Source organism: Colwellia sp. SU-HH01217, assembly GCF_057543495.1.
On the sequence record NZ_BAAJLX010000006.1, the window covers coordinates 154,151 to 181,092 of the forward strand.

The window sequence follows — 26,942 nt, forward strand, 5'->3', positions numbered from 1 at the left end:
ATTATCTATTCTTACTATTAGTAATCTATTATTAGTAATCTACTATTAGCTATGTATTTTAAAGTATTAAAAACTGTAAAAAGTTAAGGTGTATTTGGTTTTTCCTGGTAAAAAAGCTGAAGGGTTTCCAGCCTCCCAATCGGCATGTCCCATGCCATAATAAGGACTCCAAGGGTGACCAGATTGGCTTGTTGGCATATGTAAAATACCGTTTTCTTCGTTGCCAGGTGAAACGATCATACGCTGTGAAGCACCGAAGGCTTTACCTTGTACTTTAGGCATATAAGCATCACCAGATAAAGGGGTATGTGGCATGTCTAACCATCGACCAATAAAAGGGACAGCCTTACTTAGCGGATGTACGATATTAGTTGTATTGATTTTCCCCCAAGTAGATTCAATAAGAGGCTGCTCTTTAGTCATTTCCTCTAGAGTCATATTTAATGCATGAGTAAATAATTGCTGCCAATGAGTAAACTCAGTATTTTTTGATAGAAATTGTGACGGCTTAAGGGTGACAAGTTGCCATAAAGGCGTTTCAACTTGATGCCTTATAGTTTTAAAGTTAAATGCGGGGTCAAGTGCTGTAAGTTGTGTGTTGAGCTGATTAAAAACTAAATACCTAACATTTAATCTAAACCTTCTTACTAAGCGGTAGGCTACAGAGTCAGTGGATGCTTGTAAATTATTGTTTAAGATAATCTGTCTAGCTGTTTGCCATGTGTCATTTGATTGAACCGCTGCTAAGGTTAATACTTGCTCAATCAGTAATTGTTGCCAACGCTGTAAAAATACGGCTTTATCATCAAGAGCAATAGTGAGCAGGTCTTTCTCGTCAAAGGTTTCTTTAGCTTGTAAAGCGTTTCTAATTTGACGAGATCTTGCACCTAGTGCATACCCACCGTTTCCTAATTTTTCATACATTTCACCGCCAACGACTCTTGAGTTTGCGGTCCATAGCCGATCGCCATTAGGGTTTTTGACCCTCGGGTATTGATCTTGTGTTAAGTAGCCTTGCCATGTGTTACTACCTGTTGACCAGCTCTGTGGCAACTCTCCCACATCTCCTTTTTTCGCAGGAATTGGCCCCATAATCGTCCAGCCAATATTGCCCTGTGCGTCTGCGACCATTAAGTTTTGTGCTGGCATGCCCGCCGATGCAGCAATAACAAAGGCTTCGTCAACATTGCTTGCGGCTTCTAATTTTATTTGGTTAAGATTAACGCTATTTATATCATGAGCCACCCAGCGATAGGCTAATAATTGCTCGTTAGCATTTTTCCCTATAACGGGTCCCCATTGAGTTTCTTTAACTTTAATTTCTACCGATTCTTCACCTTTAACGGCAATCATTTGCTTGTGGTATGTAAACGGCTTATAGCCCTGAGGCGTTAAATATTGGCTGCCATCATCGTTGGTCTCTAATACAATTACGTCACTCCAGTCACCATAGCTATTCGTAAATCCCCAAGCAATGTGAGTATTGCTGCCAACAATCATGTTAGGAGTGCCAGGGAGACTTAACCCTGTTACCGTGACTTTTTTATCTTGGTTTACATAGTTAAAACTAGCTCTATACCAAATGTTGGGTACGCGTATACCCAAGTGCATATCGTTAGCGACTATAGCGCTTTTAGTTGTGGTTAAGCTTCCTGAAACAGCCCAGTTATTTGAGCCGGGAAATTTTTCGCCAATAGCATTACTTTTCTTAAAAGAGCTTTCAAAAACACTATTTAATGTTTTATCTAACGTTTTATATGGCGTATTTGCTAAAGGGCTTATCGAGTATAAGGAAGACGATGTAGTTGCAATTTTTTGTTGAGTAAATGCTGACCAATCACTTGCTGGTAAAGGAGAGCTTGTAAATTGACTATCATCAATTGCAGCATCCCAAATGCTGCCTTTGGGGTTAAGGAATTGATAAACATCACTACCTAAAACGTTGTGTATCGTAGCTAAAGTTCTCTCACGTCTGCCATCATGGTATTGCAGATCTAAATACATACTTAAAACGGTTAATATCGTGTCTTCTTCTTGCCATTCTGCTGGAGATTGTTGTAATAATAAATATTCGAAAGGTGCTGCTCTAAGGGACCTCAAACCTTGATTAACTCCTCGAGTATAGGCTTGCAGTGTATCAAATTGCGTTGCGGGAAGTTGTTTGACTATCTCTCTTGCACGATCCCTAAAACGGTGGAGTCGAATTTCTTTGTCGTAATCTAATGCAACCTTACCAAAAAGACTGGAGAGCTCACCAGCTGCGTTTTTTCGTAATAAATCCATTTGAAAAAAGCGCTCTTGCGCATGAATAAACCCTGTCGCGATAGCTACATCTGTGCGATTTTGTGCCGTGATTGTGGCAATACCTTGTACATCACGTTCAACCGTGGCGGTGTTCGACAAACCATAAAGTGTTTGTTTGCCGTTCAGTGTAGGCAATGCGCTGTCTATTTGGCTATAAACCCAAGTAATAATCGTTGCGGTAACTAATAAAGCAGTTAATAAAAAGGCAATGAAAATTTTTATTATGATTTTTTTATTCATTTTAAAAAGTCATCAATATTCAATAAATCACAGAAGATGGTAGGTTACCTCAGCTGTATAAATTTATCATTACAAAGATTTACTAAGGACTGCTTTTACCTGTTGTTTTAAATAAAAAGAATTGCTAAAGGTTGTGTTCGAATTTATTGCTTAATACTTGTACAATAAATTATTGATAAACTAGGGCGTGTTGATCTTTCAAGTTCATTTCTGCGGGGAAAGGCTAGACAAACTCACTCTGCGTTACCTACATGGATGTATGGACTTGGGTTATATCTGGCACTAATGATCAGTACTCATTATTGATTTGCGACGACCAAACTACATTCTTTATGCCTTGATTGAGGATTTTTCAGTCATTTCAGAGTCGCACTTGAAAGATCAATACGCCCTAATCTAGTGCTGAAAATCACTTAGTCTACATTTAATAAGTTAACCTAGACTGAGAACAAGTAGAGTGAGAGGTAAAATGAAAGAAATTATCGATAAACAGTTAACAATTGGTGATTGGTGCTTTGAAGTCAAAATGGTTAGGGCATATAAAATGAGCAACAACACAGAACCTTATGCTGCTGTCGCAACTTGTAATATTAACGGTAGCTCAATGTACATTGATGGTTTGCTTACACAAAAAAACGATGAATTTACCAAAGAAGATTTTATGACATTTTATCAATTTAGTCAGCAACTTGGTTTAGAAGAGTTTACCTATCAACGTTACCACAATGGAGAATCCAGCACTAAAGTTGTCGCTGTTGGCCAACAAAATTCAAGGGACTCTTTAAAAGAAAATGATAATGTTATTTCTCTAACAGAAACACGTCCTTCTAAAAAGACTTAAAAATAAATTAAAAATAGGTGTTTATAAGCTATTTATTTTTAAAGAGTTTCTCAGTAGCCCTTTAAAACAAGGTGCCTTAGTACTTTTATTTGCTTTTTGTTAGTGTGGCAGTCATGAAAAGTTGCTATACTTTGTCGCTCAAAATTCAAGCTGTATTTGATTGGTAGTTATGCGTTATACCATTAAAAGTAAACTAGCACGGTTGTCTCATCGTGTTGAACGAAAATCTAATATAAAGGTTTTTGCGCTTTTTTCTGTGCTCTTTTTATTCATTTTTTTACTCTTTTTAGGACAAGATGACAATCAAGTAGAAGTTTTCTTGCTTGCTTGTGCATTGTTGTCCATATTTTGTCTGGTCACTATTTTCAGTTATTTTTCGTCGAGTTCAACACAAAGCAAGGTGAGCCATTCACGTAAATCTTATTCAGATAAAAGCTCCTTAGTGTTAAATAAAGTTGCTAAAAATGATAATCCTAATGCAACATTAAATGCATTACATGATGCCGTTATTCGTACAGACAGCCAAGGCGTAATTCTCTATATCAATCACTCTTGTGAAACCTTGTTTTCAGTAAAAAGTCAGGACTTTGTTAATCAAGAATATGGCAAGATCAAAGCGATGATGTTAACGGAAGACGGTGATGATGCGTTTGCTGATAGTTTAATTGCTCTACGATCAGCCCATAATACTGGACATGTTGTTAAACAAACACTGAGCGTGCAGTTAAAAAATAAACATTTAAGTATTGAGCAAGATGTAAAAGGGGTGTTCTCATCTGATGGTGCTTTTGACGGAACAGTCATTGTATTACGCGATGTAACTAATGCTGAGAAGTTGCGCGCACGTCTTCGGTATCAAGCTAATTACGACAGTGTTACTAAACTGTTTAATCGTTATAAGTTTGAACAACGCCTTGTTGATGCATGGCATGACGCCCAAGAAAATAAGCATCAACATGCCTTATTGCAGTTAGATATGGACCGTTTTAAGTTAATTAATGATAACGCTGGCCATGCTGCGGGCGATCAATTATTACGTGAAGTTGGTCAACTCCTTAAATCTGTTGTTCGTCAAAGTGATATTTGCGCACGAATTGGCGGTGATGAATTTTCAGTGTTGTTATTACAGTTATCTCAAGAAGATACGTTAAAAATTATAACGAAAATAAACCAAGCAATTAAAGAGCTAACTTTTAGTTATAATGGTCAAGTGTTCGATGTAGCTGCAAGTATAGGTGCTACACTTATTACGGCCGATTCTCCACCACTTGTTGAAGTTAAGCGTGAAGCAGATGCTGCTTGTTTTATGGCAAAAAACAAAGGTATTAATTGTTTTCAACTATTTGACTATAAAGACGAAAGTGTTGTTCACCTACAGCAGGAAACTCAATGGGCTGCGCGTATTCAAACGGCACTAGAGCAAGACCAATTCAAACTGTTTTTCCAAGAAATTAAACCATTAAGTGAAAGGGCAGGCACCAAGCAACATATTGAAATATTGCTAAGGTTAGCGGATCAAGACCAATTACTCAGTCCCAATATATTTTTACCAGCAGTGGAGCGTTTTAGGTTGTGTGCGCAAGTCGATTATTGGGTGATGTCTAAAGCATTTAGTTGGTTCGCTCAGCGCCCCGAATTATGGGATAATCTAGTTATCGCGATTAATTTATCGGGTGGATCGTTAACGGATGAAAAATTCATTGATAGCATTATTTCTTGTCAGAATAATTACCGTTTCCCATGCCATGCTATTTGTTTTGAAGTAACCGAAACCGCAGCAATTACTAATATGACCGTAGCAACGCAAATGGTTGAAAAATTGCGTTTTTCAGGCTTTTTAATTGCTTTAGATGACTTCGGTAAAGGTTTTTCTACGTTCAGCTATTTGAAAAGTTTACCGGCTAAATATATAAAGATCGACGGTGCTTATGTACAAAATTTATTGACCAATAAATACGATGTCGCCATCGTTAAATCAATACAAAGTATGGCAAGTACCTTAGACATGTTAACAATAGCTGAATTTGTTCAATGTGAGAAAACTACTGAACTTTTAAGAGATCTAGGCGTTGACTTCATTCAAGGTTATGGAATCGCCTATCCTGCTCCTATAAGCGATTTTGTTAGTTTAACTTATGATTATTCTGATACAGCGAAAGTGATCCCATTGAAGTTAGGTTAACCTTTTAATAGATTTATTTAAGGCATATTTACATTAACTTAGTGGTTATACTTTTATATAGAATTTTGTTTGAAGGGCGATAAATTCCTATATGAAACTCTGTTTAATTACTGCTAGAATATCGCGTAAAATTATTATCTAGTTACTTAAGTTTCTTTTATGGCATCACTACAAGATCAATTGCTCAAAGCAGGTTTAACGACAAAACAGAAAACGCGTCAGGCCAATTCTGACAAGCGTAAAAAAAACAAACAAAAGCGAAGTGGTGTAGCACATGGTGCTAGCTTACAAGAGCAAGTGCAGCAAGACTTAGCTAAAGCAAAAGCAGAAAAACTAGCTAAAGACACAGCGCTAAACGATGAAAAAAAGCAACAGTTAATTGCTAAAGAACAATACTTGCGAATTAAACAAATTCTTGAGCACCATCAAGTGAAGAATGTGAGTGGTGAAACGGAATACAATTATACTTTTAACAATAAAGTTAAAAAGCTAGCTCTTGATCAAAACACCCACCAAGCATTAGTGAATGGACGATTAGCTTTATGTGGTTTAGACGAAGTAACTTATATTGTTACTAGTGAAACTGCACAAAAGTTAGCTGAGCTTAATCGCGATATTATTTTAGTGCAAAATGATAAAGTTGAAAGCGATATTGTTGATGAGTCAGATCCATACGCAGATTATCAAATACCAGATGATTTAATGTGGTAAGTACCTCCTATTATATCAATCAACATAAGTGTAAATTGTAAGGGCAGTATTTACTGCTACAGCAAAAAATTAACCGTTTTATTTATTAACATAAGAAGTGAAGTCAATGTTTATTATCCGCTGGGTACTTGGTCGTATTATTTTATTCTTTAATTTTATTTTTTCACCTTCATCGCCCAAAAGAGAGCAGAGTGTGCAAAATGAAATTGATGAGCAAACCAAATCGTTAAGCTTATATCAATTACCTAGTTGTCCATTTTGTGTCAAAGTACGTCGTGAATTCAAACGTAAAGGCTTAAATATTGAATTACGAAATATAAACGGTAAAAATAATTATCGCGAAGAGTTAATTAAAGAAGGTGGTAAGCGAACGGTACCTTGTTTGAAAATTGCAGGAGAAAATGGCCAATTTGAATGGTTGTATGAGTCAAACGATATTATTGCGTACTTGCAAAAGTTTGCTCGTTAAATACTCATTTTTTGTTTAGACTCTATTAAGCCAATAACGCTTTATGTTGTTGGCTTTTTTGTTTCTATTGCTTTATTTTTTTACTGGGTAATTATTAAATTATTCACAGACGAAATTATTTTCACTTAAACTCTTTCTATTTGTATAAGTCGTTTTTGATTAGAGATTGATTAAATGTTAATTCAAGTTCCCAAGTCTTACCAATTAAAAGAAAATGCAGTAACTGACGAAAAACACTATAAAAGCAGGCGAAGCCTTTTAAAGCAAATGGGTTTTCTTGGCGCAGGTGCTCTTTTAAACCAGTCTTTTTCTAATCAAGCCAATGCGGGCTTTTTTGATAGTGAACCAGAGGTGTTTAACACCCAAACATTAAGGTTTAGTCCTGACATTCGCAATGAAAGCTTAGCGAGAACACCTGAAAGTAAGGTGATTAGTCATAACAATTTTTATGAATTTGGTACGAGTAAAACCGACCCGCAACAAAATGCTCAGCAATTTAATGTTAAACCATGGCAATTAAAGATATCTGGCGAGTGTGATAATCCTATCACGCTAGATTATGACGATTTAATGCAAATGTTCCCGTTAGAAGAGCGTATTTATAGAATGCGATGTGTCGAAGCTTGGTCAATGGTTATTCCTTGGATTGGTTTTTCACTTGCTGATTTAATTAAAAAAGTCGCACCGAACTCAAAGGCACAATATGTGGCATTTGAAACTCTATACGATCCAGAACAAATGCCAGGTCAGGCAAGTAGGAGAATCGGTGGGGGCGTAGAATACCCTTATGTTGAGGGGCTTAGGTTAGATGAAGCATTAAACCCTTTAGCATTGATGAGTGTTGGTTTGTATGGCAAAACATTACCACCTCAAAATGGTGCTCCTATTAGATTAGTTGTACCGTGGAAATACGGTTTTAAAAGCATAAAATCGATAGTGGGTATTAAGCTTGTCTCACAGCAACCGCCAACAACTTGGAATATTTTAGCTGCTAAAGAATACGGATTCTATGCCAATGTAAATCCAGAAGTTGATCACCCGAGGTGGAACCAAGCGAGCGAGCGGCGAATTACTACGGGTGGGTTATTTGCCCGTAATCGAATTGCAACGCAACCATTTAATGGCTATGGAGAAGAAGTCGCGGCACTATATAAAAATATGGATTTGCAAAAATATTATTAACTAACACTTTAGCAAGGTAGAAGTTGGCTTGAAAATGATCTTAAGAAATAAAGTGATGTTACTGAAAGTGCTTTTTCAATTGTCCGCTTTTATACCTTTAGTTTATCTTTATTTGGCAGCGTTTAATGACCAATTAGGTGCAGATCCTGTTGAAGCTGTTATTCATTTTACTGGTATTGGGGCATTTAACTTATTGCTCATTACCTTGTCGGTCACACCAATAGCCAAAACGTTTAAATTAGGCTTTTTAATACAAACCCGTCGATTACTCGGTTTATACGCTTTTACCTATGCATTATTGCATTTATTGAATTTTTTAGCTTTTGAGGTGCAGTTTGATTTTATGCTGTTTTTCTCAGAAATAATCGAAAGGCCTTATATTAATGTTGGATTAGTGGCATTTGTATTCTTAGTTGCACTTGCAATCACCTCTATCAATTTTATTCGAAAAAAAATGGGTAAGCGCTGGCAAATATTGCACAACTTTAATTATTTGATCGTCATTTTAGTGACTATTCATTTTTATTGGTCAGTAAAATCTGATGTCGTTGAACCAATAATTTATGGGGCGATTGTTTTATTTTTACTCTATTTTAGAATAACTAAATTTAAGCGTTGGTTTAAATAATTAATGCTGAAAGCCTAAGCATGTCAATGCGTTTATACCAATAGTCGCAATTTAAATACCACTTAACGAATTTCCCCTTGTCAGCCTTTAGTTGGGCTTGTTGTTCATCCTAAAAAGTAATATGGTCAAAATGTTAAATAATGCTGATTTATTTAAAAATAAGAATTAAAAAATATCATGAGATGACTAAACAGGAATAACTATGATGAAACCTAACTCAAGTAAGTTTGCGGTATCTTTACTCGCAATGACCATTTCGGTGTCATTGACTGCTTGCTTACAAAATGAAAAGCAAGATGCCAAAGTAACCATTAATAAAAATCCATTCCCGAGTACTTACCAAGCACTGCCACAGCAAACAACTATTATTAAAAATGCGACGGTACTAACTGGAACAGGTCAACGTTTAGAAAACACTGACGTGCTTATGGTTGATGGTAAAATTAAGGAAGTTGGTAGTAATTTATCAGCCCCTAATGCTATCGAAATTGATGGTGACAATAAGTGGGTGACTCCAGGTATTATTGATGTACATTCTCATTTAGGCGTGTACCCAAGCCCGAGTGTTGAGTCACACTCTGACGGTAACGAAATGACCAACCCAAACACTTCTGAAGTGTGGGCTGAGCACAGTGTTTGGCCGCAAGATCCTGGTTTTCAAGCCGCACGTGCTGGCGGCATAACAACGTTACAAATATTACCTGGTTCAGCGAACTTATTTGGCGGACGAGGCGTAACGTTGAGAAATGTGCCAAGTGAAACAACTCAGGGCATGAAATTCCCTGAAGCGCCTTACGGATTAAAAATGGCTTGTGGTGAAAACCCTAAACGTGTGTACGGTTCAAAAGATATTGCACCAGGTACACGTATGGGGAATGTTGCAGGCTATCGCCATGCTTGGGCACAAGCCACTGAATATAAAAGAGCTTGGGACAAGTACGAGGCAGATTATGCCGCTGGAAAAAATCCTAAAGCACCAACTCGTAATTTAACTAACGATACCTTAAAAGGTGTTTTAGACGGTGATATTTTAATACATAACCATTGTTATAAAGCAGAAGAAATGGCGGTAATGATTGATATCGGTAAAGAATTTAACTATCAATCAGGTACTTTTCATCACGCAATTGAAGGTTATAAAATTGCCGATTTGTTAGCCGAAAATGGAAATTGTGCCGCTATGTGGCCAGATTGGTGGGGCTTTAAAATGGAAGCTTACGATATGGTTCAAGAAAATGTTGCTATTGTCGATGCCGTTAAAAATTCATGCGCGATTGTTCATTCTGATTCGGCTACAACTATTCAACGTTTAAACCAAGAGGCAGGTAAGGTGATGTATAGCGCTAACCAAAATGGTTTTGACTTAAAAGCGCAAGATGCGATTACTTGGATTACTTTAAATGCTGCTAAATCTTTAGGCGTTGATAAGAAAACAGGTAGCTTGGAGACAGGTAAGAATGCTGATGTTGTCCTTTGGAATCAAAACCCATTTAGTGTTTATGCACAAGCTGAGCAAGTGTTCATTGATGGCGCGAAAGTATATGACCGTTTTGACGAAAAATACCAAGCTCAAAGCGACTTTATGCTAGGTCAGTATAGTATTGATTCAGATAAAGTGAAGTCATCAAATACCAGTAAAGTAACTGAGCAAGGAGAATAACATGAGTTTTATCAAGCAAATTTTGCCAGTTAAGTTATTAACAATGACATTAGGTATGGCTGTTTTATCAAGTAGTTTATCGATTCAAGCTCAAAGCTTAGCGATTACAAATGCAACTGTGTATACGGTGACTGAGCAAGGCGTTTTAAATAATGCGACGGTAATCGTTGAAGATGGAAAAATTACTGCAATCAATCCAAACTCTGTTGATGTAGACGTTACCATTGACGCTAAAGGGAAAATTTTAACGCCAGGTTTTATCGGTTCTATGAATCAATTAGGTTTGATTGAAGTTGGTGCCGTGTCAAGAACGCGTGATGCAAGCGATAAAAAAGCAGACATTACCTTCGATGCAAGTTTAGCATTTAATCCTAAAACTACGGTGATTCCATACAGCCGCAAAGGTGGAATTACGCGCAATATTGTTACCCCTAACGGTGGTGAAAGCATGTTTAAAGGTTTTGCTTTCGCTGCTGATTTATCTGGTGACTTTGACAGTGTGATTGATAGCAAAAGTGCTGTAGTTGTTGATTTAGGTGCTAAAAGCAAAGGCTCTAGGGCGTTGGAGTTACAAGCATTAAGTCAGCAACTTGAAGATGCGTCAAAAAAATTAACGGATGAGGAGTCTTCTAAAGATGATAAGAAAGAATCACTTAAAAGAGATGAAAAAATCATTAATTCGTTGTTAGCTGGTGAAATCCCTTTATTGGCTTATGCTGACAGAGCGACTGATTTATTAACGTTAATTAACTTAAAGAAAGAGTTTAATTTAAACCTAATTATTGCAGGTGCTGCTGATGGCATTTTAGTGAGTAAGCAATTAGCTGATGAAAACATCGTTGTTGTTGTCAGCGTGATGAGAAACTTACCTGACAGTTTTGACTCATTGCATACTTCTCTTGCTAGTGCTGCTGAATTAACTCAAGCAGGTGTTAAAGTTATTTTATCTGTAAATGATGCACATAATATTTATCAACTGAGATATGATGCAGGCATCTCAGTGGCTAACGGTCTTTCAAAAGACGCTGCTTTAGCTGCTATTACTCGTAATGTTGCTGATACGTTTAGTCTTAATGCTGGCCGAATAGCTACAGGGTATGATGCTGATCTTGTTTTATGGAGTGCCGATCCTTTTGAGCTAAGCACTCATGTAGAAAAAATGTGGATAGCAGGCGAAGAAGTATCAACTACCAGTAGACAAGATGCACTGCGTAAACGTTATACTACTGACAGTGATATGCCTAGAGCTTATATAAAATAGGGCATTAGTTATAATAATAACGATGACTAATAAGCTTTGAAAACGCTATTCATTTGAATGGCGTTTTTTTTGCTCGATAAAAAACAATGAAATTGCTATGGTTAACATAATCGAAAAATCAATGCATTTCATTTGGTTAATAACTCAATATGCACTCATTAATTGTTTTTGCCTTTCTTATACTTTTTTCTTCCACAGCTTTTGACGTTATTGCTAAACAAAGGCCTAAAGTAGGCCTAGTGCTTAGTGGTGGTGGCGCTAAAGGTGCTGCACATATTGGTGTTTTAAAGGTATTAGAGCAACATAATGTGCCTATTGATTACGTTGTTGGTACAAGTATAGGAGCCTATGTTGCTGGCTTGTATGCACTAGGTTACACTCCGTCAGAAATTGAAAAAATAATGTTAGGCCTTCCTTGGGAAAACAGTTTTACCGATTCAGTACCTCGGCAATCTTTGCCATTCAGAGAGCAAGCACTCAGAGATAAATATAATATTGTTTTAAGGTTAGGTTATAGCGATAAAACTTTTAAAGCACCTACAGGATTACTTTTAGGGCAAAATTCTACTCAATTATTAAGGTTGTCAACTGATGTTATTGCAGAGTTTAGCTCTTTTGACCAATTGGCAATTCCTTATCGTGCAGTAGCCACTGATTTATCAACCGCCAAAGCTGTTGTTCTAGACTCTGGCAGTATCACTGAAGCAATGAGTGCATCAGCAGCTGTTCCTAGCATTGTTGAGCCTGTTGTTATTAATGGGCAAATGCTCGTTGATGGTGGAATTTCCAATAACATGCCTGTTGATGTCATTAGAAAAATGGGTGCAGATAGAATTATCGCAGTTGATATAGGCTCTCCTTTAGCTGATCAAGATCATATAAAAGATACTGTTGATGTATTGAATCAACTTTCAACGATTTTAACCAATAATACAACCTTACAGCAGGTGGCACAGCTTAGAGATAACGACTTGTATATTCGCCCTAAAATTGATGGGTTGAGTACCACTGATTTTTCAATAATGCCGCAAGCGTTAACATTAGGTGAAGAAGCAGCAAGAGCTGAGGCCAATAACTTAGCCTCTTTTAGTGTGAATGATGAACAATATGCCAGTTATTTGCAGCAAAAATCACTTAAAAGTCAGTCATGGTTTCAAGCGAAAGCGCAACCTATTGTTGCTATTGACTATGAAAATTATTCCACCGTTCATGAAGCGATTATTGCTGAATATTTTGCGATTAATGTCGGAGATGTTGTTACTAAAGAGCAACTCAAGCAGGCTATAGATCGTGTTTATGCATTAAATAGATTTGAACGAGTTAATGCTGAATTTATTGATACTGAGTATGGTAGAAAGCTCTTATTGATTCTTCATGAGAAGTCGTGGGGGCCTGATTTTTTGCACTTTGGTTTTAGCTTACAAACTGATTTTTCTGAAAATACCGTGATCGCTATAGATACTGCTTACATTAAAAATGATGTAACTGAAAATGGTGGGCAATGGAAAAACGAATTATCACTGGGCTGGGAAACCCGACTTGCTACAGAGTTCTATCAGCCTCTAGGGCTTGATCAAGTTTTGTACTCAAGAACTGGAATCGAGTATACCCAAGATAAATGGGCTCAGTCTTATCAAAGAACAGAGGTGACTAACTCGTATGTTTTAGCGCAATCGGGCCTTGGATATAATTATTCCAATCAAGGCTTTATTGAGCTGGGCTTATTAGTTGAACCAGGTGATATGAGCTTTGAAGATAAAGTATTAGAAGATATAGACTACCTTTCTTACGGGGGGTATTTATCATTTGGTTACGATAACTTAAATAGTATTAACTTCCCAACAAGCGGTAATAAGTTTTCTTTGGACTTTTTTTTTACAAAAGATAGATATAAGCAAGAACTTATTGAAGACACTTCTGATCATGCCTTAGTCGTCAATTTTGATTGGCGAGGTGCCTTTGGTTTCAATAATCATACCTTTTTAGGGATAGCATCAATAGTAACTGTTGAAAATGATATTGATTTCTCTATGCATGTAACTTCATTAGGTGGTTTTTTAAACCTTTCTGGTTTTGAAAAAGACTCCTTAATTGGTAATCATAAAGCATTTGCTGCTATTGCTTATCAGTATGATTTAGGTAGAAAAGTACCAGGTGGTACTGATTTACCTATTTATATAGGGACCAGTTTAGAAGCGGGTAATGTATGGGGTGGTTTAGGTTCTATAGAGCTTAATGATTTAATTACTTCCGGCAGTGTATATTTAGGCACTGATACACGTTTTGGTCCTGCGGTTATTGGCTTAGGGTATGCTTCTGAAGGTGAGAGTACAATTTTTATCTCTTTTGGAAAAAACTGGTAACTTGTTTTGAGCAAACGAAAGTGAGTCTGAATGAACAAATGAATACTTTTATACTTACTTTCTAACGGTTTATTATTTAAAGTATTTAAAAGATGCTTTTTAAAAATGAGATAAAAGAATGACGGTACAACTAGCGTCAAACCAATTTGGCCAAGTAGACAGTATAAAGTTAGCCGATAATATTGATGGTTTAGAGATAAAACATCAATATTGCCAAGCAAAAATAAGCTTGCACGGCGGTCAAGTACTGATGTGGCAACCAATAGAACATCAGCCAGTTTTTTGGTTAAGCAAATCCTCAAGTTATCAAAAAAATAAAGCGATACGTGGAGGAATTCCTCTTTGTTGGCCATGGTTTGGCAGTCATCATAATGATCCTGAAAATAAAGCCGGAAATCATGGTTTTGCACGTCAACAAACTTGGCAAGTTGAATCGATAGCGATTACCGACAATGATGTTGTCGTTAAATTGATGTGGCAAGGAGAGAATATGCATGACTTATTCCCTATTGCTTGTCAGATCAAACAAACGCTAGTTTTTGGTGAAAAATTTAGCCAACAACTTGAAATGATCAATTTAAGTGAAAGTGAAATAGCCTACACAGGCGCTTTGCATAGTTACTTTTCTGTTAGCGATCCTCAACAAATAAAAATAGCGGGATTATCGGCCTTAAAGTTTGCTGATAAATTAACTGGTGAAATGCGAGACAAAGAAGTGTTTATTAATGGTGTAGGGCCTGTTGATCGAATTTATTACATAGATAATGCTGATAGCCGAACTATGTGTCTAGTAGATGAAGGATTACGCCGAACCATTAAAGTTGTTGCAGAAAATACTCAACAATGGGTTTTTTGGAACCCAGGAGAAAAATTAGCTAACAATATGGCAGATATTCATAACCAAGGTGAGCAAGAATTTGTTTGTTTAGAAGCGGCAAATACACAGCCTCAAATGTTACCAGCACACACTAGTACTGTTATCAGTCAAACAATTGAGGTTTTTGGTAATAATTAACTTGAGCTCGGCTTAACAAATATTTTTCTAGCAGCTATTTTTCCTTACTTCTTCGTTAAATTTCTTGCAATAGGCCAGCTATTGACGCGAAATTTGCTTTGAATTAAGAAAAACTATCGAGCTAGAGTGGAGTAAAATAATTATTTATCTATTTTTCAAACTGTTAACCATCTCTTAAACCGAGTTCAGGTTAATTAATTGGCTTTAATTCACGCGCAAATGTTTGTGCAATAACATTTGCGTGAATGGTATTTTTAGATAAAAGCCTCTAGGGAGAGTCATAAACGGCTTTCCGTTTTTGTCAAACGCTTGTGTTTTAGCCTGACTATTTGCCGCTTTTGGCCTTAACTGAAGTACTTGGCCATGCTTACCTTGAATGTTTTCAACATCTCCTAACACTATCATGTCGGTTAACTCTTGCCAGTCCATAGCCAATAAATGTTCTTCTTCTGCAGAAGGAGACCAGAGAAAGGATGTGCCGACAATGCGATCTTTTAAAGCAAGAGATTTATCACTTAATACTGGCACCCATAGCACTTTGGCAAGCTTTTTACGTACATAGCTTGTTTGCCATGTTACACCCACTAAACCTGTTAAAGGTGCAACACTGACAAACGTTGTTTCTAATGGCTTTCCTTGGCTGTTAATGGGTAAGGACTTTAATTCTATTCCAAGTTCAGGGAAATCCGGCTCAGGTCTCGAGCCTGCACTTGCTCCTAAAACATGTTCAAGCAGTAAACCAATCCACCCTTTATTTTTCAGTAAGTTCTCAGGTATTTCTATTGCTGCTTGTTTTGCAATTTCACCCAAGGTTTTTCCTGCTAGAGCTTGCGCTCTTTCCAATAATTGGTGCTCGGTTGTTGGTGATGAGGTTTTATTGGGCATGATAATTAAATGGCGGATTTTATAAGGAAAACTCTTTATTATCATCCTGTACCACGGCAAATAAAACAAGTATTTATTTGCTAGAAAGCTCAGTTTGTGGAAGAATCAACTTAACTATTTTTTTTGAATCGTCAGGAGTTCCTGTGATCGATGCCGAAGGCTATCGCGCCAATGTCGGCATAGTAATAATCAATGACAGGGGACAAGTATTTTGGGCTAAAAGGTTTGGACAACACTCATGGCAGTATCCACAAGGTGGAGTTGACGAGGGTGAAAGTGCAGAGCAAACCATGTACAGGGAGCTTCATGAGGAAGTTGGTTTAAAACCTGAACATGTGAAAATTGTGGCCACAACCAAACATTGGCTAAGATATAAATTACCAAAACGTTATATAAGGCATGACAGTAAACCCGTTTGTATTGGACAAAAACAAAAGTGGTTTTTATTAAAGCTCACTGCACCAACGTCTGCAGTTAATTTATTGCACAGTTCCCATCCAGAATTTGATGATTGGCGCTGGGTAAGTTACTGGTATCCAGTACGACAAGTGGTGTCATTTAAACGGGACGTTTATCGTAAAGTGATGAAAGAGTTTGCGCCAATAGCAATGTCTCATCACCGTCAAGACAGACGTAAACGCCGCGCCTGATTATTATTGTGTTGATTTCCGATCTGTTATAAACAGATCGGTTCTTTAATCTACTCTATTTCAACCCACATACTAATGGAATGATATGCTAACCTCTTTGCGACAAATTGTGCTCGAATTTAGTCAGAACTCTGAACTAGAAAGTGCGCTTTTTCGCATGGTTAGCCAAGTTAAATCAGCAATGAACACCGATTGTTGTTCAATATATTTAGCGGACTATCAAAGCCAGCATTTTATTTTAACAGCCTCAGATGGTTTAGCTGAGAAGTCACTTGGGCACACTACTATTGGCTTTTCAGAAGGGTTAATTGGCTTAGTCGGGCAGCGAGAAGAGCCAATAAATATTGCCGATGCTAAAAATCATCCTCATTTCCTTCACACCCCAGAAGTAGAAGAAGACAATCTCAGTTCTTTTCTTGGTGCGCCTATTATCCATCAACGTAAAGTTTTAGGTGTTTTGACGATCCAACAAAAAGACACTCGCGCCTTTAATGAAGATGAAGAAGCCTTTTTAGTGACTTTATCAGCTCAACTTGCAACTTCATTAGCTAATGCCGAAGCGAGAGGTGTGTTAGGGCAAAGTTTAGAAAATGGTAAATGGCTAAAACAGTTAAAAGGCGTTTCTGGGGCACCTGGTATTGCGCTCGGCCAAATGGTTACTATTCAACCAAAAGCAGATCTTGCGAGTATTTCACTGGAAAGAATTAACGCGAACAGTAACCGAGCGATCGAATTAGCGGCGTTTAAGGAGTCGGTTACTCAAACACGTACAGACTTTGAACAGATGAGTATAAAACTCAGTGGCATTATTCAAGACGATAGTTTAGGTATTTTTGAGTTTTATAAACAACTGCTTGAACCGACCAATCTTGGAGTTGAAATATCTGAAAAAATTCAACAGGGTTGGAATGTACAAAGCGCATTAAAATTAGTGATTGATTTTTACGTTGTGCAATTTGAAGCCTTAGATGATCCATACTTACGTGAACGAGTAAGTGATATTAAAGATTTAGGGAACCGCCTGCTGTTTAATTTACAACAGCAAAATCAATTTGATAAACACTTGCCTGAGCAATTTATTCTAGTCGCTGAAGATGTAACTGCTTCCATGTTGGCAGAGTATCAACATAAGGGGTTGCTGGGGATTGTATCTTTGTGTGGTTCGAATAACTCACATGCCGCTATTTTAGCTAGAGCGTTAGATTTACCTGCAATTATGGGGGTTGAGTCAATCCCTCTTGGCCAACTTAATAATCAAGAAGCGATAATTGATGGCTATAGTGGTGAGCTATTTGTTGCACCCAACGAGTTGTTAAAAAAAGAATACTTATTATTGCTAAAAGAGGAACACACGCTCACTGAAAAAGTTAGAGAAGTGACCCATCTGCCAGCGATAACAAAAGACGGACGAAGTATTGAAGTACTTTTAAATGCTGGTTTATCTACAGGCTTTGAACATTCGAAACACTCTGGAGCCATAGGTATTGGTTTATATCGCACTGAAATTCCCTTTATGAGTCGTAACAGCTTCCCGACTGAGCAAGAACAAACTAAGTTATATAAAGAAGTCTTAAGTGTTTTTCCGCAACAGGCGGTAACTATGCGAACACTTGATGTTGGGGGAGATAAATCATTGCCTTATTTTCCTATTCTTGAAGACAACCCTTTTTTAGGTTGGCGAGGCATTAGAATAACCCTAGATCACCCTGAGATATTCTTAGTACAAGTTCGAGCAATGATCAGAGCGAGCTACGACACCAGAAACTTAGAGATAATGCTGCCGATGATTTCAGGTGTTGCAGAAGTCGATGATGCCATCAGGTTAATAAACCAAGCCTACTTTGAATTATCCTCCGAAATGTTTTTAGAAAATGGCCAAGTTTTACCTCGTCCCAAAATTGGCATAATGCTAGAAGTACCTAGCGTTATTTTTCAATTGAAAGAGCTAGCTCAACGAGTCGACTTCTTCTCTGTGGGAAGTAACGATTTAACGCAATACCTCTTGGCAGTTGATCGCAATAATAGCCGGGTGGCTAATTTATATGATGCCTATCATCCCGCTGTTTTAAGGGCGTTAAATCAAATTGCAAGTGAGTCAGCGAAATATCTTGTTCCACTCAGTTTATGTGGAGAATTAGCAAGTGAGCCTGCGGGCGCATTATTATTATTAGCTATGGGCTACGATAAGCTCAGTATGAACCCGCACAATATAGCTAAAATTAAATGGGTTATTCGGCATGTAGAATATCAACGCAGTAAAGCTATTTTATCTCATGCGCTTTCTTTTAGTACTGCCAAACAAGTACGGAGCTATTTAAATGAACAACTCGAGCAATTAGGTTTAGGTGGGTTTGTAAGGGCAGGGATGTGATGACTATTGAGCAAGTCGAATGTTCTTAACCGTCTTTATTATTTGCTTAGCTATCGGTAGTGTTGTTGGCTTTCTTGCTGGACTTCTAGGGATCGGCGGTGGCTTAATTATTATACCGAGCTTAATATATTTACTTCCATTAATCCAAATAGAGCCACATGTGGTAATGCCTATCGCGTTAGCTACTTCACTAGCGTCAATTGTTGTTACTTCTTCATCTGCGGCAATTATTCATAACAAACAAAACAATATTCCTTGGAAGCTTGCTAAAGTTTTAATGGCCTTTGTTGCTCTTGGTGCATTAATTGGTGCTTACATCGCATCTATTTTATCTGCAAAAGTATTAACGACATTTTTTGCTAGTGCAGTACTTGTACTGGCGCTTTACATGTTGGCGTCAACCCGAATTGATACTAATCATGTTATGCCAGGAAAACTACTCTTACGTTGTTTAGGACTTTTTACGGGTATATTAGCCAGTTTAATGGGGATTGCTGGCGGCGTTGTTTTAGTACCAACATTAAGTTATTTTGGTTTACCGCTTCGTCAAACAATAGGCGTTGCTACAGTCTGTGGGGTTATGGTAGCGGTATTTGGCTCGGCGGGCTACATTGTTAGTGGGTGGGGGAAAGCAGACTTGCCAGAGTGGAGTTTTGGTTATGTATACATTCCCGCATTGCTAGGCATTGTGATCAGTTCATCATTTTTTGCTCGTTATGGTGTACGCTTAGCGACAAAACTCCCCGTAAAGTTGTTAAAGAAATTATTTGCTGGCTTTCTTATTTTAGTTGCACTTAAAATGATTTTTTCTTAACAGATAAAATATATAATCAACTTGATAAAAATTAACAAACGTTAAAAGAGATAACATGAAACAATATTTAGACTTACTCGAAGATGTATTGACCAACGGTTCCTTAAAAGAAGATAGAACAGGTACAGGTACTCGCTCTGTTTTTGGTCGTCAATACCGTGTTGATTTGTCAAAAGGTTTCCCTTTATTAACCACTAAAAAAGTTTTCTTTAAAGCCGTAGTTAATGAACTCCTGTGGTTTCTTTCAGGTAGTACCAATATTAATGACTTAGATGCAAAAATATGGAATGAATGGGCACTGGAAGATGGCTCACTTGGTCCCGTTTATGGTAAACAATGGACTGCATGGGAAACAAAAGACGGAAGTACTATTAACCAAGTAGACTATGTGATTGATCTACTGAAAAATAATCCCAGTTCAAGGCGTATTTTATTTCATGGTTGGAATGTTGAATACTTACCTGATGAAAAACTAACCCCTCATGAAAATGCTCGCCAAGGTAAAATGGCTTTACCGCCTTGTCATTTACTTTATCAATTTCAAGTTATTGATAATAAATTAAACTTGATGTGTACTATTCGCTCGAATGATCTCTTTTTAGGTCACCCATTTAATACAGCACAGGCGGCATTATGGGTGTATATGTTAGCTCAACAATGTGATTTAGAAGTCGGCGAGTTAGTGATGAGTATCGGTGACGCGCACATATATTCTAATCATATTGAACAGGTGAAATTGCAATTAGCTCGTACACCTACAGCACTTCCACAGTTAAAGTTAACGCGTAAACCTGCATCAATTTACGACTACAAACTCGAAGATTTTGAGTTAATTGGATACGAGCCTCAAGCAACAATTAAAGCACCTGTTGCTATTTGATTGAGTATCCTATTCTTTTAGTTTAACAAACACCTGTTGTGGATAATATTATGTTTAGGTATGTTTTTAGTTTTACTGGTGTCGATAAGTTACAATTTTTAAAGGGTCTATGATGGCAATTCGTTATTTTTTAATCATTTTATTAAGTCTGTTGATTACAGCATGTTCTGACTCAGGTGCCGAGTTAGATGAAAACTTCGGCCAAGCAAAGGTACGAGATCGTATAGTTGAAGAAAACACGCCACTAGCGTCAATATTTTTAAATGACGTAAAACCAATATTAGAAAATCGGTGTGTAGTTTGCCATGGCTGTTACGATGCGCCTTGCCAATTAAAACTATCTTCGCCCGAAGGCATTGATAGAGGTATTTCTCCTGAAGATGTTTTTGGCACAAGATTTGATGAGGTTGAGCCAACAAGACTGTTTATTGATGCTAAAACAACTCAAGCTTGGCGAGATAAAAAATATCCTTTTAAGCCGGTATTAAATGAACGAAGCCAAACTCCAGAGGCTAACTTGCATGGCAGTGTATTGTACCGCATGCTTGAGCAAAAAAATCATCACCCATTACCTACAACAGAAACATTACCTGATAGTTTTGATTTTTCGTTAACACGATCACAAACTTGTTCAAGCATTGAAGCACTTGACGAGTATCAAGAGGATTATCCTTTAGCAGGTATGCCTTATGGTTTACCCGCAATTAACACAGATGAGTTTTCAGTACTGAAAAATTGGTTAAGACAAGGTTCGCCAATGGCGCAACCTAAAGCTTTAACGTCAAGTATTAAGCGTCGTGTTGCTGATTGGGAAAAACGACTAAATGGCTCAGATAATAAGTCAGTATTGATAGGTCGATATTTATATGAACACTTATTTTTAGGGCACTTATATTTTTCAGAAGAAAACGTTAAACCAGATGATTTGCCTATTTATTTTAATTTAGTTCGCTCAAAAACGCCTCCTGGTGAAGATATTGATGAAATAGCGACACGACGCCCTTATCAAAACCCAAAGGTAGATAAGTTCTATTATCGCCTTCGACAAGAAACTGGCACTATTTTAGATAAAACTCATATGCCTTATGCATTAGATAAAGCCCGAGCTAGTCGATGGGATGAACTGTTTTATCAAAACAATTTTACAGTAGCGTTTTTACCTGACTACGAACAAAGTAACCCTTTTAAAGTGTTTGCTTCGATACCTGCAGAAGCTCGTTATCAATTTATGCTAGATAATGCTCAGTTTTTCATTGATGGCTTTATCAAGAGTCCATCGTGTCGAGGACAAGTTGCATTAAGTGTTATTCAAGATAAGTTTTGGGTGTTTTTTGAAGATCCCAAAAACTTGCATTCTGCCGGTTATTCGAACTTTATCTATCAACAATCTAATAATTTAGAGGTACCTTCTGATTTTAGTGTTCATCATTTTACCATGACAAGTTGGTCAACATTTTCTAAGAAAGAAAAAGCTTACATAGATGCGCAAAAAGAGGCATTAAGTAAAAAAGAAATCGCTCATAAGTTTTTAGGTGTAGATACTATTTACAAAGGTAATGAGAACGCTAGCCTAACAGTCTTTAGAAACCTTGATAGTGGGATTGTACTTAGTGGTTTACATGGAGAGACACCTAAAACTGCTTGGTTAATAAATTATCCTATTTTTGAACGTATTCATTATTTATTAGTGGCTGGTTTTGATATTTATGGCCCTGTTCGTCATCAATTACTTTCTCGTTTATATATGGATTTTTTACGCATAGAAAGTGAAATGTCTTTTATAACCCTGTTGCCTAAAGATGAGCGAAAATCAGAAATAAAAAGTTGGTATCTCGACTCGACTGAAGAACTTGATAGCTATTTGCACGATTCAAATTTCTTTTTTGACCAAGATAATTCAATTGAATATCAAACAGCAGATCATAAAAATGAAATTTTAACGCGTTTACGAACACGTTATTACGATAGTTTGGGAACCAAACAAGCGCATAAAAGCGGGCACTCCTTAGTGACAGTTACAGAAGGAGCGTTAGCTCAACTTCAGCAGCTGTCTAATTTAGCAATCCAACAGTTAGGGCAAATTAGCTTTATTTATGTTGAGGATGAGCAAGGTAATCAATCCAGTTATAGTTTATTGCGCCATAATGCTTATAAAAATATTGCGAGTTTATTGTTTTCAGAAAGTAATCATCGGCCAGAGTTAGACAAAGCCGAGCTATTTCATGGTTATGTTGGCAGTTACCCTCAAATAATATTTAATGTTAAACAAAAACAACTACCCGAGTTTGTTCGCCAATTTAAAGCTGTTACAGATGAGAAAAGCTATAACAATTTACTCGATAATTTTGGCATCCGCCGAACTCATCCTGATTTTTGGCTCTATAGCGATAAAGTTCATCAAGTTCACAAAAAAGATAATAAAATCGTTTATGGGCTTTTTGACTATAACCGTTTAGAAAATAGGTAACTAAAAATAGAGTTATAAAAAATAAAAGTGAGACAAGGGGGTAAACCTTGTTAAATGTTTTTTTACAGACTAATAAAAATAAATGGAAGAAATATGTCAGATAATGCACAACCAGTAAAAGATAAAGCAGAACAACCTAATGCTTTACAGGCTGTCGCTGCACAAGATCCAGTAAAAAAAATCACTCGATATTTTTTACTTGTCACTGTGTTTGTTTTAATTTGGTATATTATTGCTGATCGCCATGCACCATGGTCTGATCAAGCACGAGTACAAACCTATATCATTCCTATTGTTCCTCAAGTCTCAGGCCGAATAACACAGGTCCATGTTACACAAGATCAAATCGTTGAAGCAGGTGATGTTTTATTTGAGATAGACACCAGCGATTATCAATTAGCTGTGGAAAATGCTGAAGCAACGCTAGAGTTAACTGGGCAAGAGATTGGCGCCGGAATGGCCGCTGTAGTAACTGCTCAAGCACAGTTAGTAGTAGCAGAAACCAATGTAGAACATGTTAAAGCACAAAGTGCACGTGTTTTTGAGTTGGAGGAGAAAAACGTACTCTCGCATTCAGACGGCGATAAAGCACGTGCCGCCATTAAAGAAAGTGAAGCACAAGTAGTAAGTGCGAATGCTAATTTAGATAAAGCAAAACAAGCCTTAGGTCCAGAAGGAAATAAAAATCCACGCATTCGCGCGGCAATGGCAAAATTAAAAAAAGCACAGCTTGATTTAAGCCGAACTCAAATCGTAGCTCCAGGAAAAGGAGGAATTACCAACCTTCAAATTGATACTGGGTATTTTTCGAATGCTGGTGCACCGGCCATGACATTTGTTGAATATGGTAATGTGTGGATACAAGTGAATTTACGTGAAAATAATTTGGCAAACCTAGCCGTTGGTAATGCTGTTGATATTTCATTAGACGTGAATCCAGGGACTATTTATAAAGGTAAAATTAGTACAATAGGTTTTGCGGTAGAAACCTCGAAAACTGGCGCAATTGGTGGCTTAGCTAATGTAGAAAAATCAACAGGCTGGCTTCGTGATGCGCAGCGTTTTCCTGTAATGATCACTTTTGATGATGACTCTGCAAAAGGAATGTTGCGTTTGGGGGGACAGGCTGATGTGCAGGTATATACTGGTGATAACTGGTTTGTTAATTCAATGGGTTGGATTTGGATAAGAGTACTTAGCGTACTGTCTTATGTTTACTAGCTCTCATTTATGCCCTGACTGGCTGAGCAAAATATTTGCAAGTGCTACGCATATGCGCACGCTGCGCTTTGCTTTGGGTGTAACGTTATCTTGTGCGCTAGCTTATGGAATAGATTGGCCGTTAGCGTTTTTAATGCCTATTTTTACTGCATTAATTTTAGCAATGCCTTTACCCAAGCCATCAGTTAGGGCTAGCCTCAACAATATGTTAAGCACGCTTAAGGCTTTTGCTGTAGGGCTTGGTTTTTCATTATTTTTTTTACAGTTTCCTATTGCTTATCTGTTGTTACTTGCCGTTGTTTTATTCCACCTTTATTATTATTTAAATCGTGGTGGTTCATTTTGGTTTACCTTAATGTCAATAATCGCTATTTTGGTATTACCTATGATTGCCAACAGCCATGAGGGACTAGCCATTAGTTTTTCAATGGGTTTTGTTTATTCAAGTTGGCTAACGATCGCTATGCTTTGGATTGCTCACTATGTATTCCCTGATCCAAGTTTTACTCACTTCCCTGTTAAACCTAAATACAATAATAACTATTCAAATGTTGCCGCGAAACGTGCTTTAAAAAGTACCCTAGTTGTTTTTCCTATTGCTGCATTGTTCATTACTTACGGGCTCAGTGATTATTTGTTAATTATGACTTTTTCAGCAATATTTACGCTAAAACCTGACTTAAGCGAGGGAAAGGCTGCGGGGAAAAACTCATTGTTTTCGACTTTACTTGGAGGGTTGTTTGCCTGGTGTTTTTATTGGCTAATTGTCGCTGTACCTTTATTTCATTTTTACTTGTTATTGCTTTTTGTCACGAGTTTATATTTCGGTCAGAAAGTTTTTGTCGGAAATAACCTGTCAAAGTATTACAGCTCAGGCTTTATTGCTTTGTTGATTATTATTAACAGTAGCATGTCGGTTGATGCTAACTTTAATGCTATTTTTATTCAGCGTATTTTACTCATATCGGGCGCTATTGTTTATATTGTGTTTGCATTAAGATTTTTGGAACGCTACTTTTTTAAGTCACCTTAAGTATACTCTAATGGCTAATTATTGAGGGATTAACCATGCATTTTGATAAATTTAGCGAATAACTGCTCTTCACTTTCTCCATAGTTTTTATCGGGTTTAATACAATCTATGGGACAAACACTCACACAGGTAGGTTTATCATAATGACCGATACACTCTGTGCATTTATCAGCATTAATTTCATATATTTCAGCACCTAAAGTAATCGCTTGATTAGGACACTCTGGATCGCACATATCGCAATTTATACAAGAGTTTAAGATTGTTAATGCCATTATATACCGTTGCCTATCAGGCTTATATTTACTTTAGATTGTTCAATTTGTTTTAAATCTGCTCAGATTAACTCGATTTAAAGGGTTGACGAGTATTTGTGTCATCATCAAGAAAACGCATAAGAATGCCATAAGTTAAATCTAATTGTGTGGCTAATGAAATACTCACTTGGTGACCAGAGCCCTTAGCATCAAGAATAACATCGCCTTTTGTGGACTCCATGTGTGTTAACGTAAAGGTTATATTGCCCTTGGGAGTCATCAGCTCTAATTCATCACCAACTAAAAATTTATTTTTAACGTCAATATCGACTAAACCATTGTTATTATTTCGACCAATCACTTCACCAACAAATTGTTGAGAGTTACTTTTAGAATAACCGTATTCATAATTTTGAGTGTCACTATGTCGATGACGCTGTAAAAAACCAGAAGTGTAACCTCTATGCGCTAAATGTGTTAAGTCAGCACTATGTTTTGGGTTAAATGGTTTTTCATTGATAGCATCAACAATAGCTTGGTGATAAATTTGTGCGGTTCGTGCGCAATAGTAAAAGGATTTTGTCCGGCCTTCAATTTTTAGCGAATGGATACCCATTTTTATCAATCGCTCAACATGCTCTACAGCTCGAAGATCTTTTGAATTCATAATATAAGTACCATGTTCATCTTCATAAGCAGGCATGTACTCACCTGGTCTACCTTCTTCTTGTAGTAGTACTACCTCATCAATGAGATCTTCTGTTGGTAAAACAAGGTCGGTCTCAGGAGTCATTACTACTGGAGGCTCAGCGGCGATGATGTCACCACTTTCTGTTTCTTTTGCCGCATGAATATCATATTTCCAACGACATGAATTGGTGCAAGTTCCTTGGTTAGGATCACGCTTATTGATATAGCCAGACAGCAAGCAACGCCCAGAATATGCCATGCATAATGCGCCATGAACAAATACTTCTAATTCAATATCAGGGCAGTGAAAGCGTATGTCTTCAATTTCATCTAATGATAATTCTCTTGAAAGAATTACTCGCTCTATACCTTGTTTTTGCCAAAACTGTACCGTTGCCCAGTTTACGGCATTAGCTTGGACTGATAAGTGAATTGGCATGTCAGGAAAGTTTTCCCTTACCATCATGATCAACCCAGGATCTGACATGATTAATGCATCGGGTTTCATCGCAATAACAGGTGTTATATCTTTAATAAAGGTATTAATTTTTCCATTATGTGGTGCAATATTGTTTACCACATAGAATTTCTTACCACGAAGGTGGGCCTCTTCAATACCTTTTGCTAGATTCTCTAATGTAAATTCATTATTACGAACTCTTAAAGAGTAACGAGGTTGCCCTGCATATACCGCATCTGCGCCATAGGCAAAGGCGTAACGCATGTTTTTCAAACTTCCTGCGGGTGATAGTAGCTCAGGTTTATACATAATGGTTGCTGTAACAGAATTAACAATGTTGGTTAGTATAAAAATATGG

Annotated in this window: 21 protein-coding genes; 17 read left to right on the top strand and 4 right to left on the bottom strand. The window is 37.2% G+C overall.

The features are described from left to right. Positions 1-66: 66 nt before the first annotated feature. Positions 67-2,544: a penicillin acylase family protein gene (locus AC27G3_RS09885; RefSeq protein ID WP_487121118.1), complete on the bottom strand. Its 2,478-nt coding sequence runs from the start codon at positions 2,542-2,544 to the stop codon at positions 67-69. Positions 2,545-3,013: 469 nt separating this feature from the next. On the opposite strand from AC27G3_RS09885, the gene AC27G3_RS09890 reads away from it, so the two are divergent. The 10 genes from AC27G3_RS09890 to AC27G3_RS09935 all read left to right on the top strand — a co-directional run bounded on the left by AC27G3_RS09890 (position 3,014) and on the right by AC27G3_RS09935 (position 14,856). Next, a complete protein-coding gene (locus tag AC27G3_RS09890) occupies positions 3,014-3,385 on the top strand; it encodes a hypothetical protein (protein ID WP_487121119.1) in 372 nt (123 codons plus the stop codon). Positions 3,386-3,554: 169 nt separating this feature from the next. After that, positions 3,555-5,567, top strand: coding sequence for an EAL domain-containing protein (locus tag AC27G3_RS09895; protein WP_487121121.1), 2,013 nt, complete (start codon positions 3,555-3,557; stop codon positions 5,565-5,567). 159 nt (positions 5,568-5,726) lie between these two features. Beyond that, on the top strand, positions 5,727-6,278 hold the full coding sequence (locus AC27G3_RS09900; protein ID WP_487121123.1) for a DUF2058 domain-containing protein: 552 nt from the start codon (positions 5,727-5,729) through the stop codon (positions 6,276-6,278). A gap of 106 nt (positions 6,279-6,384) precedes the next feature. Further along, entirely contained in the window at positions 6,385-6,747 is a 363-nt protein-coding gene (locus AC27G3_RS09905) for a glutaredoxin family protein (RefSeq protein ID WP_487121124.1), read from the top strand. Positions 6,748-6,921: 174 nt separating this feature from the next. After that, on the top strand, positions 6,922-7,929 hold the full coding sequence (msrP, locus tag AC27G3_RS09910; RefSeq protein ID WP_487121126.1) for a protein-methionine-sulfoxide reductase catalytic subunit MsrP: 1,008 nt from the start codon (positions 6,922-6,924) through the stop codon (positions 7,927-7,929). 34 nt (positions 7,930-7,963) lie between these two features. After that, positions 7,964-8,557 carry a protein-methionine-sulfoxide reductase heme-binding subunit MsrQ gene (gene msrQ / locus AC27G3_RS09915; RefSeq protein WP_487121128.1) on the top strand — a complete coding sequence of 198 codons (594 nt, stop codon included), beginning with the start codon at positions 7,964-7,966 and terminating at the stop codon, positions 8,555-8,557. Between the two features lie 205 nt (positions 8,558-8,762). Then, complete coding sequence (locus AC27G3_RS09920; RefSeq protein ID WP_487121280.1) at positions 8,763-10,217, top strand: amidohydrolase; 1,455 nt, start codon at positions 8,763-8,765, stop codon at positions 10,215-10,217. A gap of 1 nt (position 10,218) precedes the next feature. Further along, on the top strand, positions 10,219-11,478 hold the full coding sequence (locus AC27G3_RS09925; protein WP_487121130.1) for an amidohydrolase family protein: 1,260 nt from the start codon (positions 10,219-10,221) through the stop codon (positions 11,476-11,478). A gap of 149 nt (positions 11,479-11,627) precedes the next feature. Further along, positions 11,628-13,841, top strand: a complete 2,214-nt coding sequence (locus AC27G3_RS09930) for a patatin-like phospholipase family protein (protein ID WP_487121132.1) — start codon at positions 11,628-11,630, stop codon at positions 13,839-13,841. Between the two features lie 118 nt (positions 13,842-13,959). Continuing rightward, a complete protein-coding gene (locus AC27G3_RS09935; protein ID WP_487121134.1) occupies positions 13,960-14,856 on the top strand; it encodes a D-hexose-6-phosphate mutarotase in 897 nt (298 codons plus the stop codon). Positions 14,857-15,060: 204 nt separating this feature from the next. On the opposite strand, the gene mutH is transcribed toward AC27G3_RS09935, so the two are convergent. Then, on the bottom strand, positions 15,061-15,741 hold the full coding sequence (gene mutH / locus AC27G3_RS09940; protein WP_487121136.1) for a DNA mismatch repair endonuclease MutH: 681 nt from the start codon (positions 15,739-15,741) through the stop codon (positions 15,061-15,063). 143 nt (positions 15,742-15,884) lie between these two features. On the opposite strand from mutH, the gene rppH reads away from it, so the two are divergent. From rppH to AC27G3_RS09975, 7 genes are all read left to right on the top strand, one after another. Next, on the top strand, positions 15,885-16,391 hold the full coding sequence (gene rppH / locus AC27G3_RS09945; protein WP_487121138.1) for an RNA pyrophosphohydrolase: 507 nt from the start codon (positions 15,885-15,887) through the stop codon (positions 16,389-16,391). Positions 16,392-16,476: 85 nt separating this feature from the next. Continuing rightward, positions 16,477-18,762 (top strand): phosphoenolpyruvate--protein phosphotransferase, encoded by a 2,286-nt coding sequence (gene ptsP / locus AC27G3_RS09950; RefSeq protein ID WP_487121139.1) that lies wholly within the window; start codon positions 16,477-16,479, stop codon positions 18,760-18,762. Positions 18,763-18,781: 19 nt separating this feature from the next. Continuing rightward, positions 18,782-19,576, top strand: coding sequence for a sulfite exporter TauE/SafE family protein (locus AC27G3_RS09955; RefSeq protein ID WP_487121141.1), 795 nt, complete (start codon positions 18,782-18,784; stop codon positions 19,574-19,576). Between the two features lie 55 nt (positions 19,577-19,631). Next, a complete protein-coding gene (locus AC27G3_RS09960) occupies positions 19,632-20,456 on the top strand; it encodes a thymidylate synthase (protein ID WP_487121143.1) in 825 nt (274 codons plus the stop codon). 112 nt (positions 20,457-20,568) lie between these two features. Then, positions 20,569-22,923, top strand: a complete 2,355-nt coding sequence (locus AC27G3_RS09965) for a fatty acid cis/trans isomerase (RefSeq protein ID WP_487121145.1) — start codon at positions 20,569-20,571, stop codon at positions 22,921-22,923. 93 nt (positions 22,924-23,016) lie between these two features. Continuing rightward, positions 23,017-24,144: an HlyD family secretion protein gene (locus AC27G3_RS09970; RefSeq protein WP_487121147.1), complete on the top strand. Its 1,128-nt coding sequence runs from the start codon at positions 23,017-23,019 to the stop codon at positions 24,142-24,144. Further along, positions 24,134-25,177: a DUF2955 domain-containing protein gene (locus tag AC27G3_RS09975; protein WP_487121149.1), complete on the top strand. Its 1,044-nt coding sequence runs from the start codon at positions 24,134-24,136 to the stop codon at positions 25,175-25,177. Before AC27G3_RS09970 ends, AC27G3_RS09975 begins: the two co-directional genes overlap by 11 nt. A 29-nt stretch (positions 25,178-25,206) precedes the next feature. On the opposite strand, the gene AC27G3_RS09980 is transcribed toward AC27G3_RS09975, so the two are convergent. Then, a complete protein-coding gene (locus AC27G3_RS09980) occupies positions 25,207-25,452 on the bottom strand; it encodes a YfhL family 4Fe-4S dicluster ferredoxin (protein ID WP_487121151.1) in 246 nt (81 codons plus the stop codon). Positions 25,453-25,519: 67 nt separating this feature from the next. Beyond that, positions 25,520-26,893: a prephenate-dependent tRNA uridine(34) hydroxylase TrhP gene (gene trhP / locus AC27G3_RS09985; RefSeq protein WP_487121153.1), complete on the bottom strand. Its 1,374-nt coding sequence runs from the start codon at positions 26,891-26,893 to the stop codon at positions 25,520-25,522. Between the last annotated feature and the right edge of the window lie 49 nt (positions 26,894-26,942).